This window comes from Roseateles chitinivorans, from assembly GCF_050632235.1.
Taxonomy (GTDB): Bacteria; Pseudomonadota; Gammaproteobacteria; order Burkholderiales; family Burkholderiaceae_C; genus Roseateles; species Roseateles chitinivorans_A.
Genome location: NZ_CP192584.1, coordinates 764,206 through 776,147, shown reverse-complemented (window position 1 = coordinate 776,147; position 11,942 = coordinate 764,206). Strand labels below are relative to the sequence as shown.

General features: G+C 62.6%; 12 protein-coding genes. 4 read left to right on the top strand and 8 right to left on the bottom strand.

All coding sequences use genetic code 11. The annotated features are described in order from the left end of the window. Nucleotides 1-2 precede the first annotated feature (2 nt). Nucleotides 3-698, top strand: coding sequence for a metallophosphoesterase family protein (locus tag ACQ859_RS03425; protein WP_431264601.1), 696 nt, complete (start codon nucleotides 3-5; stop codon nucleotides 696-698). Next, nucleotides 695-1,036 (top strand): hypothetical protein, encoded by a 342-nt coding sequence (locus tag ACQ859_RS03420; protein ID WP_297379843.1) that lies wholly within the window; start codon nucleotides 695-697, stop codon nucleotides 1,034-1,036. The genes ACQ859_RS03425 and ACQ859_RS03420 overlap by 4 nt, the downstream gene beginning before the upstream one ends. Nucleotides 1,037-1,576: 540 nt before the next feature. Here the strand turns inward: ACQ859_RS03420 and motA are convergent. The 4 genes from motA to ACQ859_RS03400 all read right to left on the bottom strand — a co-directional run bounded on the left by motA (nucleotide 1,577) and on the right by ACQ859_RS03400 (nucleotide 6,666). Next, nucleotides 1,577-2,437: a flagellar motor stator protein MotA gene (gene motA, locus ACQ859_RS03415; RefSeq protein WP_297379839.1), complete on the bottom strand. Its 861-nt coding sequence runs from the start codon at nucleotides 2,435-2,437 to the stop codon at nucleotides 1,577-1,579. Nucleotides 2,438-2,556: 119 nt separating this feature from the next. Continuing rightward, nucleotides 2,557-4,080, bottom strand: coding sequence for an ArnT family glycosyltransferase (locus ACQ859_RS03410; protein ID WP_431264600.1), 1,524 nt, complete (start codon nucleotides 4,078-4,080; stop codon nucleotides 2,557-2,559). Further along, complete coding sequence (locus ACQ859_RS03405) at nucleotides 4,074-5,123, bottom strand: glycosyltransferase family 2 protein (protein ID WP_431264599.1); 1,050 nt, start codon at nucleotides 5,121-5,123, stop codon at nucleotides 4,074-4,076. Before ACQ859_RS03405 ends, ACQ859_RS03410 begins: the two co-directional genes overlap by 7 nt. Further along, nucleotides 5,107-6,666 carry a tetratricopeptide repeat protein gene (locus ACQ859_RS03400; RefSeq protein WP_431264598.1) on the bottom strand — a complete coding sequence of 520 codons (1,560 nt, stop codon included), beginning with the start codon at nucleotides 6,664-6,666 and terminating at the stop codon, nucleotides 5,107-5,109. Before ACQ859_RS03400 ends, ACQ859_RS03405 begins: the two co-directional genes overlap by 17 nt. Before the next feature lie 393 nt (nucleotides 6,667-7,059). Between ACQ859_RS03400 and ACQ859_RS03395 the strand changes: the two genes are divergently transcribed. Continuing rightward, entirely contained in the window at nucleotides 7,060-8,106 is a 1,047-nt protein-coding gene (locus ACQ859_RS03395) for a porin (protein WP_297379830.1), read from the top strand. An 810-nt stretch (nucleotides 8,107-8,916) separates the two neighbouring features. Further along, the gene (locus ACQ859_RS03390) at nucleotides 8,917-9,306 is read left to right on the top strand and encodes a hypothetical protein (RefSeq protein ID WP_297379826.1); all 390 of its coding nucleotides are present in this window, start codon (nucleotides 8,917-8,919) and stop codon (nucleotides 9,304-9,306) included. A 169-nt stretch (nucleotides 9,307-9,475) separates the two neighbouring features. Here ACQ859_RS03390 and flgB read toward each other — a convergent pair whose 3' ends face one another. From flgB to ACQ859_RS03370, 4 genes are all read right to left on the bottom strand, one after another. Continuing rightward, nucleotides 9,476-9,931, bottom strand: a complete 456-nt coding sequence (gene flgB, locus ACQ859_RS03385; RefSeq protein WP_297379823.1) for a flagellar basal body rod protein FlgB — start codon at nucleotides 9,929-9,931, stop codon at nucleotides 9,476-9,478. Between the two features lie 47 nt (nucleotides 9,932-9,978). After that, complete coding sequence (locus ACQ859_RS03380; RefSeq protein ID WP_431264597.1) at nucleotides 9,979-10,320, bottom strand: CzcE family metal-binding protein; 342 nt, start codon at nucleotides 10,318-10,320, stop codon at nucleotides 9,979-9,981. Between the two features lie 149 nt (nucleotides 10,321-10,469). Beyond that, entirely contained in the window at nucleotides 10,470-11,528 is a 1,059-nt protein-coding gene (locus ACQ859_RS03375; RefSeq protein ID WP_431264596.1) for a DMT family transporter, read from the bottom strand. Between the two features lie 7 nt (nucleotides 11,529-11,535). Continuing rightward, complete coding sequence (locus ACQ859_RS03370) at nucleotides 11,536-11,916, bottom strand: hypothetical protein (RefSeq protein ID WP_297379815.1); 381 nt, start codon at nucleotides 11,914-11,916, stop codon at nucleotides 11,536-11,538. Nucleotides 11,917-11,942 lie beyond the last annotated feature (26 nt).

The window sequence follows — 11,942 nt, the reverse complement described above, 5'->3', positions numbered from 1 at the left end:
ACATGGAGCCCGACCGACCACTGGACGAGGTCCTTGCGCCGTTGGCCGAGCGTGTGTGGTGGATTCCGGGAAACCACGATGCCGATCGGATCATCGATATCGAACGCACTTGGCACAGCGGGCTGAGGGACAGGAATCTGCATGGCAGGGTTGTGAGGATTCCGGACGGGCGAAAGATTGCAGGCCTGGGAAATGTGTTCCGCGGGAATGTCTGGATGCCCAAGGGACCGAACGGTGCCGCAGGCGCAACGCCCAACTTCAGCAGCATGCGCCAGCACGCTCGGTCGACGCCTCGCCAGGATCGATACCAGGACGGTCCCCACTTCAAGCACTGGGGCACGATCTACCCTGAGGACTTCGAGCGGCTCAAGCGGCAGCGCGCGGACCTACTGGTCACCCATGAGGCGAGCGGCTATCACCCGTATGGTTTTTCCATCCTCGATGAGCTAGCGCGCGCCCTGGGTGTCAGCCTGCTGGCGCACGGACACCTTCACGATGCGCGGTGGCGCTTTGAAGATCAGTCGCAGATGTGGCGAGCTCAGGGATTCAAGTCCGTAGGTGTGGGCCTGCGTGGCATCACCGCCGTTAAAGGGAACGGCGAGCTGGAGGTGGTCATCCCTGGCGAGCTCGACGAAACGAGCGAACCTCGCACCAGCCGGGCGTGCGCAACTGCGCATCTTGGAGGAGAGAAGCCATGACCGTCGTCGTTCCAGAGGACTTCCCTCGACTACCGGTCGGCGGAGCCCTATCCGGTATGCAGCTCAAGTTCAGTCTGACGCGAGGACCGGATAGCCGATTTCATGAACCTGGCTCCTTGCCAGAAGAGCGGGCTGAGGACTTCCTGCGCTGTTGCGAGGTGGTGGAATGGGCCGCAGGGTTTCTTCGTGAGAAGGCGCTCAAGCCCAAGTATGCGGCTCTGACGACGGAGCAGATGCTGGACAAGTTCAGGGTGAACCTGCACCGCGACTTCGACATGCCCGAAAGTTACCGAATCTGGATTCTTACTCGCTTGGCTGATCGCATCAGTCAACGTTAGTCCAACTGGCCCACGGGTCCAAAACACCTCAAGTTCTTCCTTGGGTGCATGCTGCATGCTGCGTGCGTCGGCGACAGATGGATGGCGATACAGCGGCCGCATCTGGCTGGGTAAACGCAGCACGTGATCCTTGTTCAGGCTGACCCGGGCGCGAGATTCGTCACCGTCGCCATCCATGATCCGGATCCCTTTTCCTTGTGAAGCTGCAGCAGCGCTGCTTCCACCATGTCCGGTGTGGCTGGCTCGGTATTGGTTCGGGCGTGAGTCATCGAAAATGCCCTGGCTCTGGAGGGCACGTCGAAGCCTGGAACGGCCACGATGCCTCAAGGCAGCGCATCGTCGCCTCCAGCGTCGTCTGAGGCCGCGTCTTCTTCACAACACGACTGACAGGGATGGATCCAGTGACTGAGCGCCAATCTAGCGACCTGGAGGTCCAGGGCTTCAACCCAACTGTGCTGTTCCGAAAAAGTTTCAACCTGGGCTGCGTGGATCTGGTGCAACGCGGATCTCTACGAGAAGTCTAGTGCGGATTCAAGGCGCTCATCGCTTGCCTTTCACATGGCCTTCGAGCTCTGCGAACGAGGGCCGCTCGGTCGAATAGAGCACCTTGCGGCCAAACTCGATCGCCACCTGAGGGGCGTAGCCTTGCATCGACGCCAGCAACGTGGTCTTGATGCACTGGAGCTCCTTGCCGGCTTCGTCGACCTTCCCCTCCATCGCACCGGCCAGCGGCTCGGCGAACGCATAGGCCAGCAGAATGCCGAGGAACGTGCCGACGAGCGCCGAGCCGATCATCCCGCCAAGCACCGCCGGCGGCTGACCGACCGAGCCCATGGTGTTCACCACGCCGAGCACCGCGGCCACGATGCCGAAGGCCGGGAGGCCGCCCGCCAAGCGCTGCAACGCGATCACGGCGAGGAAAGCCTCATGGTGATGGGTGTCGATCTCGGCGTCCATCAAGGACTCGATCTCGTGCGCGTTCAGGTTGCCCGAGACCATCATCCGCAAGTAGTCGGTGATGAACTCGGTGACGTGGTGGTCGTTGCCCACCGCCGGGTATTTCTGGAACAGCGGCGAGCTGTGCGGATCCTCGACGTCCTTCTCGATGGACATCAGGCCTTCCTTGCGCGCCTTCTGGAGGATGTCGTACATGAGCGCCAGCAGCTCCATGTAGCGCGCCTTCGTGTACTTGCTGCTCTTGAAGCACGCGGCCAATCCCTTGACCGTCGCCTTCATCACCTTGGGAGGGTTCGTCGCGAGCATGGCGCCTATCGCAGCGCCGAAGATGGTGGTCATCTCGAACGGCAACGCCTTCAAGACCACACCGATGTTGCCTCCGTGCGCGATGAACACGCCGAAGATGCACGCCAGGGCAATGAGCCACCCGATGGCTATGAACATGTCCCAACTCCAGAATTGATGCAGTAATGAGAGAGCGCGGAGAACCTTTGCTCATGACGCGATGCCGGGGCGCGTCGAGGACGCTCACTGAGCGCGGCCAAGGAGGCAGCGAACCAAGATCACTTCCCCACTCGCACGAGCAACACGTACCCGGCCGACTCCGAAACGATGGACAACTTCGCGCGCATCGGCTCGGGCAAGACCCTCCACTGTTTCGAGGAGGCGATCAGAAACTCGTGCCGGTGATCGGGACCCAGGACGGCATCTCCGTCTAGCCAACTCTGCAGCGCGTCCTCCTTGACGACGATGGTGGCGGCGCCCCGCGAATAGAAGCTTGCTGAGTAGGGCAAGGTGTTCAGGAAGCTGACCTCGTCCGCGTGATGTCCGCTTTGTTGCAATGGCATCAGGACAACAGCGGCCGACCGGAAACCTCCGATCTGCGATCGCCAGCCAATGAGTAGCGCCGACGTACCGATCAGCAAGACGATGCCCAAGGTGATCACACCGTTCACCAGCGATCGCCGCGGATCCCGCGAGAGCCATCGGGCCAACAGGAGCGCGAGGGCGGGCACGGCAGGCAGCACGTAGGTCCACAAGATGTTGCGCGATACGGTGAACAGCAGCGCCGGCGCCAGCGCCCATCCGATCAGCAGCACGTTCTCCCCGGCCGTCTTACCGCCGCGCGAGTTCTCCGCGATCGCCGTCCCCAATGCCTCCCTGCGCCCCAGAAGAAGCCACGGCAGCAGAAACGTCCACGGCAGCAACCCTGCCAGCATGAATGCCCAGATGAGGCCCCTCGGCTGGACGTGCGCGGTTCCGTAAAGATCGCCTGCCCACCCGGGCTGGGTGAATCGCTTCCAGTGTTCACCGATGAGGAAGTAGTCGAGGAAGCCTGGGCTGCGCATTTCGGCGAGGACATACCAGGGCACGGCGATCGCCGTAACCACCAGTGCGCCCCGGAACCACGGCAGAAACAACGCATCACGGAAAGCGTCCCTGCCGGAGCACGCATGCGCCGCCATGGGAGCCAGCGACAGCATCACCGCCACTGGCCCCTTTGCCAACAGCCCCAGACCCAGTCCGGTGAACAACGCGAGTGCTCCGAGTCGAACGCCCGCAAGCGTCGTCTCCGAGATTGCCCACCAATAGCCGGAGACCGCCAAGGTGACCGCGAGGGTGAGCGCCATGTCGGTCATCACAGCGCCGGCACTCACGAAGAACAGCACACTGCCCCAAAGCAGCGCCATGCACAGCATCCCCACCCGTCGGCTGAAGGCGTTGGCCCAGCGCCAAATCAGCAACGAGGTCAGCAACGCCGTGAAAAACACCGGTACCCGTGCACCCCACTCGTTGGCGCCGAGCACGCCTTGCCCCAGCGCGGAGAGCCACGTCGACAGCGGCGGCTTCCCCCAGAACACTACGTCGCCCGGCAGGTGAAGCGTGATCCAGTCTCCACCAGTCAACATCAGTCGCGCGATCTCCGCGTACCGGGCTTCCGTGTTGTCAGACAGTGGATAGCTGCCAAGCGTCAGCAGTCGATACACCACAACAATGCCGACGAGCGTGACCATCCAAAGGCTTGTGGCAAGCAATGAGGGTTGTCGGTTCCGATACGCGCCGATCGCAAGCGTGGTCGTCACCATGGCCTCGCACCTACGGTCCACAGCGGCGGCGACGTGATGGCCGGACGGAACTCCTCGATCAGGTAAACCGGCCGGCCTTTGGCCTCCATGAACAGCCGGCTGACGTACTCGCCCAGGATCCCGATCGCCATGAGCTGCAATCCTCCCAGCGTCAGGATGCTGACGATGAGCGTCGGGAAGCCGTGGATCGGCTCACCGAAGAAGGCGGTCTTGAGCAGGAAGTAGACCGCGTAGATGAAGGACGCTGCGGCACAGATCAGCCCGACGTAGGTCGCCAACTTCAGCGGGACCGTGGAGAACCCCACGATGCCCTCAACCGCAAACCGCCAGAGCTTGCGCACGCCCCACTTGGTCGCTCCCTGCACGCGAGCGTCCCGGTCGTAGTCGATCGTCACGGTGCGAAATCCTACCCAGGCGAAGATGCCTTTCATGAACCGGTTGCGCTCAGGCAGGCGGTTCACGGCATCCACAACACGGCGACTAAGCAGGCGGAAGTCGCCCACGTCAGCCGGCATCGATGTGTCCGACAACATGTTGAAGACGCGATAGAAGGCAAAGGCGGAGGCCGTCTTGAGCCAGGTCTCGCCAGCGCGGCTGCGCCGGCGCATGGTGACCACGTCCGCGCCTGCCTCCCAAGCCTTGATCATTTCGGGGATCAGCCCCGGTGGATCCTGCAGGTCCGCGTCGATGAGCACGACGGCCTCGCCTCGCGCGAGGTTCAAACCCGCGGTCATGGCCGCTTCCTTGCCGAAGTTCCGGCTGAAGTTGACGACCCCTACGCGACTGTCGCAAACGCGGAGTGACTCCAGGATTTCGCGCGTGCCGTCGTTGCTTCCATCGTTGACGTACAGGATCTCGATTCGCCGGCTCAGACCTTGCAACGCTTGAGCGAGTTCGTCGCGAAAGGTGGCCAGTCCCTTGGCCTCGTTGAACACTGGGACCACGATCGAGATGGCGCCCTCCATCTCCTTCATCGACGTCGCTGCAACAAGATGCAAAGGCGCTGCAGACCAGGCCGTGAAGATCTCAGCAGACTTCATCATCGGCGCCATCCATGGCTGCACCGAGTTGGGCCTTGGCGATCCTGGCCCATCGTGGGCCGCCGCGCAGGGCATCCAGGCTGTCGGAGCTCGCCTTGGCGAAAAACAGCGACTCACTCAGGCCATGGCTGTCCAGTGCCTGCTTGAGTCTCGCGGCGCGGTGCCGGAGCTCCAAGTCCTTTGGCGCCGAGCTGTGGGTCGCCCCGCCGACCAAGTGGCCGGCGCATCGACGAAGCGTTTGCAAGGTGGACGCACATAAGGCCGGCACGGCCCGCGGCGCGGCCAAACGTGCATGCTGAATGAATGGGTTCTTGCCGACCACCAGGCCCCAGGGCCGCATGCCAGTGACGACATCCACGGTCATCGCTTCGAGCTTGGTCAGTCCGAAGTCCCTGGCCACACGCAAGCGCGCGGACAGGGCCGGGTTGCTCTTGGCGAGCTCGGCGATGCCTTGCGTCGCCTCGGTCTCGTCACCGCCTACAGGCAGCAAGAAGGACCGCAGCAAGCCCTGAGCGTGCATGTCCTGCGCCTGCGCCGCCAAGAACAGCCAGTTCATGCCCTGCTCCGCTTCTCGGAGCGTGCAGGCGGATCGCATCACGATCGCGCCGAGGCGGCGCTGCGCGGAAACGTCGCCGCTGGCCGCAGCCTTCTCCAAGAAGAAGCGCGCCATCGGCGGGTTGGCGACGGAGCTCTGGTTGTTGGCGTGCAACTCGTAGAGCCGCGTCCACGCCTCGCCATACCCCGCGTCAGCCGCGCGAAGGAGCAACGCGGAGGCCTTTCTACGGTTCTGCGCAGGGACCAGCATGTCCCATGTGAGCGCGCCGACATCGCTGCCGCTGAGAGCCAATCCGAGCATCAGCGCGGCGGCCGCGTTGCCGCGATCCACGCAGTCATCGAGCAACTGCTCGATGGCCTTGGTTTCGACGGTAATGTGCACCTCAGGCAGCGAGCGTGCGTAGCTCAGCGCGGCGTACACCTTATCGGCCAGAACAGAGTCTGGAGCGGCGCCCAGCTCCAGACTCAGCGCCAACGCGCGCAGCAGGAGCTGCGGTTCCTTGCGCAACAGGGCCCGGTCCATGGCCAGGATGAGCAGCTCGGACCAACCGACGCCGGGCACGCCCAGCAGGCTCTTGATCCTGCGCACGGCCACCTGGTCCATGTCGGTCGCCGCGCCCTGCAGACCCAATGCCGTGCGCGCCGCGAGCAGCCCACCGCTTGCCGCCGAGCACAACCAACCATGTGAGACCTTGAGGTCGACCATGGTGAGCGAAGTCCAGATCGCCATGCGCAGCTGGGCTTCCGCACTGCCTGCTCGGGCTGCTCGTTCCAGCGTCGCAGTTCTCCCGTGCACGGCGATCTCGTGCAGGTCGAGCGACTCGATGATCAGCCGCTGCGCGTCTTCCTCGCGCTGCGACTCCACTTGGCTCAGGTACTCGAGCCCGAGGGTGACGTGCCGCGGGAATCCGCTCACGCCCTCGAGGTACATCCTGCCCGCCTCGAAGCAGGCCGTCATGTCGCCTTTGCGAGCCCTTGTGATCAGCTGCACATCCTGTCTTCGCATCTCGCGCCTCTCTCCGCACTGGCGCATTTGCCAAGCATCTCAACGAGTTGCCCGGGACCGAACAGGCCTGAGCGATCGGGAGAGTAGTGAGGGGGCATTGACCGCCAACTGACGAGTTGATTACCGGTTCGTCAGCTTCTCGTCGGTGCTATCGCCTCCAAGTCGCCATGTCGAATTTGTGACCTTCACGCTCCTCGCCCGTGATCAAGGCACGTGTGTTCCCTGACCCACGGGGCACGACGATTTAGGCCACCACGCACAAGCACGCACCGGCCCATTCCGTAGAACTCGTGGATTTCCCTGCCTCCTCTTCGTAGCCTTGGCTTCGCTTGAGGCGATTCACGCCTCCTTGCACTGACCATCGAATAGGAGAAGTTCATGAAGAAGCCAGTCCTCTTGGCCTTGGCATGCAGCGCGGTTGCAGGCTCGGCCTTCGCGCAAACCTCGTCCGTCACGCTGTTCGGCGTGGCCGACGTCGCCGTGCGTCAAGTGAAGAACGGCAGCGCTGGCACGGTCAAGGGTGTCACCTCCGGCGGCAACACGACCGGACGCCTGGGCGTGCGAGGCGTGGAAGAACTGGGCGGCGGTCTGTCCGCCGGCTTCCACTTGGAGTCGGGCATCGACTACGACACGGGCACCGCCAACGCGGGCAAGTTCTGGAACCGTCGCTCCACCATCAGCTTGATGGGCGAGTTCGGTGAAGTGCGCCTGGGTCGTGACACGACCCCGACCTACAACAACGCACTGAACGACGAGTTCGGCATCGTGGGCGTGGGTTCGCGCGGCATCTTCGTCTATGGTTCCGGCGCGAACCTGGGCAGCGGCGCGACCACCATCCAGCGCTCGGACAACGGCGTCAGCTACTTCCTGCCCAAGAACCTGGGCGGCGTCTTCGGCCAGTTCCATGTGGCTGCTGGCGAAGGCAACACCGTGGGCAACAAGTACTACGGCGGCCGGGTCGGCTACGAAGACAAGCAGTTCCTCGTTGGTGGCGCCTATGGCTCGACCGACGTCGGCGCCAACGTGTCGAAGTTCAAGAACTACAACCTGCTGTTCAACTACAAGTCGCCCTGGGGCACGCTGCACACCTTGTTCGACGTGAAGAAGTGGGGCGAGCGCAAGTCGACGGAGATTTCCGTGGGCGCGACCATCCCGGTCACGGTCGGCCAGATCCGCGTCGGCTACACCAATGCCAACCGCTCCGGCGGCGCGGTGGGCTCTGGCTTCGCCGACGGCGACGACAGCACCCGCCTGGCGCTGGGCTATGTCTACGACTTCTCGAAACGCACGGCCGTCTACGGCACGGTCGCCCGGGTGACCAACAAGGGTGCTGCGCGCAGCTCGGTGCTGTACACGACGCCGACGGGCATGCTCGGCGGCCAGAATTCATCCGGCGCGGAGGTGGGGCTGCGTCACAACTTCTAAGAAGCCCACTGCAAGGTAAAGCTCAAAGGGGATGCGCATCGCGCATCCCCTTTTTTCCGTCCGTACGTGGCTAAAGCCAAGGCCGTGGGGACTCCTCGCGAAAGTATCTAGGCCAGAAACTCGCGGCAGCCGCTAGGAAATCAGGTTCGGGGAGGGACTCGCGTCCCTCCCCGTACTTCTATAGCAGCAAGATCAGGATGGTGGCGATTGCCGTGACCGGGAAGGCCACGTTGATCTTCAACTTCCCGTACTGCAGTGTCAGCTTGAACATGGCTTGAGGCCTGTCTACGCTGGCAGCGCTGCCAACTTGTCGAAGGTTGGCGGTTTTATATTCGCGCCTTGTGCCGGGCGCTAGCCCTTGGCCTAGCTAGCATGGCCTCGGGCAATCCAGCTCCGTCTGTCTCGGTTGGTTTGCTGCGCACTACGCCTTTTTTTGAGGGAGATTAGCCCCTCTCGGTGCGCGAACCGGTTCGCAGCAAGCAAACGCCTCGACATTCTTCACTTTAAGCCGCTTGGTGGTGCGGCAGCGGGCCTTACCAGGGCCCTAGGAAGGCTCCATCCAGAGTTGTTCCTTCCATGTTCGAAGTGTGACATTCATCACGTGGCACCGTCAACATCGTTGATGTACGGATATCTGCCCAGCCTATATCCGACGGCACTGGGCGCTCGCCATATGCAGGTGGGCCGGCAGGACGATCCGGAACTCCTTGATCTGGCCGGGCTGCCAGTCCTAAATGTCTAACGCCCCTCATGCGAGCATGTTGTGTCAGTCGAACTTCTGGCTGGCACAACACATCAGAGAGGAATCACATGCCACAAGAGAACTTCCACGCCTCAGTGCAATACGACGATCTGCGCGGATCCGCCGCAGCCGATAAGCACGATCATGTTGATATGGCGCGCTTTCTGAAGAATCAAAAGCTGATCGACGACGGCGAGACTCTCGTCGGCATCGAGATGTTTTCCGGCGAGGTGCACACACCGGAGCAAGCGAAAGCTGTGTACGTCACCGCGTATGCAGCGAAGTTAAACGGCTACGACACCTTCCGTGCCGCCGTCGACTCTGGCAATTCTCTTGAGGTCCGCAAGATCAATCTAGAAATGACACTGAGCCAGTTCTTCGGTCTGTTCAAGCGCTTCTCGATCTGCATCTCACCAGATGGTCTGCTTGAACGCAAAGAGATTCACTTCCCAAGCTGATTGCTTGCAGCGTGTTGTGGGTGCATCGGCTCACAGCACGCGATCTTCGGTCAGCGCAGTCGACTTTCTCAGTTGAACCTCGACGTGGCTTGGCTTTAGTCACGTACGCAATTCGCCTTCTTTCCCATCACGAGCGGCGATCAGAACCCGCAGTCGGCGTCCCGTGCTGTCAGCCCTTGCTTGGAAGCGCCGTTGCTTGCTTGAATTCCTGCGCCTCGTCATCCAGCGACGTCATCGCGAGCGTGTACAGGATGGTGTTGCGGGCGAATTCCGCCTGCTCTCGCTCAAGTTCCACCGTATTGCCATCGATGCTGTCTTGCAGCGGCTGGCGGTAGCCGGCAAATGCCAGTGTGCTGGGCGATATCAGCGGCACCTCACGCGCTGACGAGCTCTCTTTGCTTTCCTGATCCTGCGCATCCGCGGCCAGGCTGGAGGCTCTCAGCACCTCGGCGAACGAGATGTCGCGGGCCTTGTAGTTCGGTGTGTCTGCATTGGCGATGTTGCTGGCCAACATGGCCTGGCGTTTCCCACGAAACACCAACGCCTGCGAACGCCAATCCTCGGACTCCTGCACCTGAGCCTGCTTTGAGGCCGTATTGATGCGTGTGTCCTTGATCCCATCCATGGTGTCACCCCCAAAGAGCAGGAGCCGCTGCTGCGGCTCCTTGGGACTCAGGCACGTTCGCCTTCATTCTTGTCGACGTACACGCGGAACGCCTTGTCGGAGAAACCTGCAGGTGCGATCTTGGAAAGATCCACCGACTTGTGGCCGACCACGTCGAACTTCCACGCGAAGGTCTTTCCACCTTGGCGGAACAGTACGGTCTGGCCGCACTCGATGTTGATCGCGCGGCGGCTGTCCAGGTCGACCACGAAGTCCGTCTTCTGTCCGGCGAACGGGACGCCGTAGATGGAGTTGCCGTTCATCAGACGCTCAGCGGGCGGCGCGGCCTGCGCGCTCACACCGACGAACAGACTCGTGGCGATGGCCATCAGGGCAACAGTTCGGTTCATACAGTCTCTCCTTGGCGATGGATGCGTGCCCTACATGGGCAACAACTTCATCCACCATGAGCAGCACTGTAGAAACCGGCGGCTTTCAGCCGACCTGTCGGCCCTATTACAAGTTTGTTAGCTCCGGCCACGCACGTGTTCGCCGCATCTCAATGCCGATGCGTATGGTGAAGATCGGGCACGTGCGCGTGAGCATGCCGACTCGCTACGTGTCGGTGAGGATGGCTATGCTCCCCGGCCGGCATTGGGTCGTGCGCGTGGTCATGATGTCCATCGTCATGCGTGTGGGCATGCTCGTGCTCCATGGCCTCGTGCTCATGTTCATGACTATGCAATTCCATCAGGTGGACGATCACGCCGACCAACATGAGCGCTCCGCCAAGCAATAGGCCCCAGCTCCCGGATCGATCACCCATCAGGAAAGCACCAACAGCCCCGATGAACGGCGCGAACGCGAAGACTGAACCTGTCCGCGCCGCACCAAACGCTCGCTGGGCAAGGAGGTAGAAGCGAAGGCTGAGCCCGTAACCGGTCGCGCCGACGGCCATCAGACCCAGCAACCGCGCGAGGCTTGGTACCTTCTCCCCGACCATCACGGCCACGATCGTCGTCGCGACCACGCCGAGCGACGCCTTGAAGAGCACCACTTGGCCGGGATCTCTGTCCGCGAGCGCCCGGGACAAGGTGTTGTCCATGCCCCAAGCCGCCGTCGCAACCATCACGGCCACCAAGCCTAGCCATTGACCGTCAGCAGCCCGGCCCTGGTCCAGCACGAGCGTGGCTCCGCCCACCATCAGAAGCAAGACCGCAGCCCAGACTCGGCGATCCATGGTCTCGCCATACAGTCGCCACGCCAGTACGGCCGTGAAGACAGCCTCCAACGTCAGCATCAGGGAGGCCCCCGTGCCGCTCGTGCGTTGCAGCCCCCAAGCCATCGCAACGGGGCCAACCACCGCACCGAACAGTGCCACCAGCAACAGGCGCTGCACGTCGATCCGGGTGACGCGCGCTTCACGTTCAGGCGGACGGCGGATGAAGGCGCCGACCACCGCGGCGCCGGCGTACAACAGTGCCGCCGTCGTGAACGGCCCCAGGCCAGCCCCGAGTTGCTGCACCAACGGCGTGCTGACGCCGAAGAGCGCCGCAGCCAGCAACGCGAGCAGACCGCCTCGGAGGGCGGGCCAGCGGGAAACGATCCTGCTGCTCATCGGTGAGTCAATGGAGGGTGAATCGCACCGTCGCGGTCTTGCCCTCGACGTTGTTCAGCACGGCGACGATCTTGTCGCCCTTGCCGAGTTTGACGCCGACAGCGCGCAGCTTGTTGTCGCCAGCTTCCTTCACATCGACCTCGATCTTCTTGGCGCCTTGCAGCACGGTCAATTTGCCGGAGATGCCCTTGGAGGACAGGGGCTCGTCGTGGTCGACCAGGTAGATCGTCGCACCGTCACTCTCGGCGACCAGTTCGAAGTTCACGTCGTTGGTCACCTGCACGATGCCGCCGTGCCGCGGCTCGCCGGCGCCATGCGCCATGGCGGCGTTGAAGCTCATCGCGCTCAGGGCCAACACGCCCGCGTGGATCATGAATCTCTTGTTCATAGGTGAAGTCTCGGTTGAAATGCGGT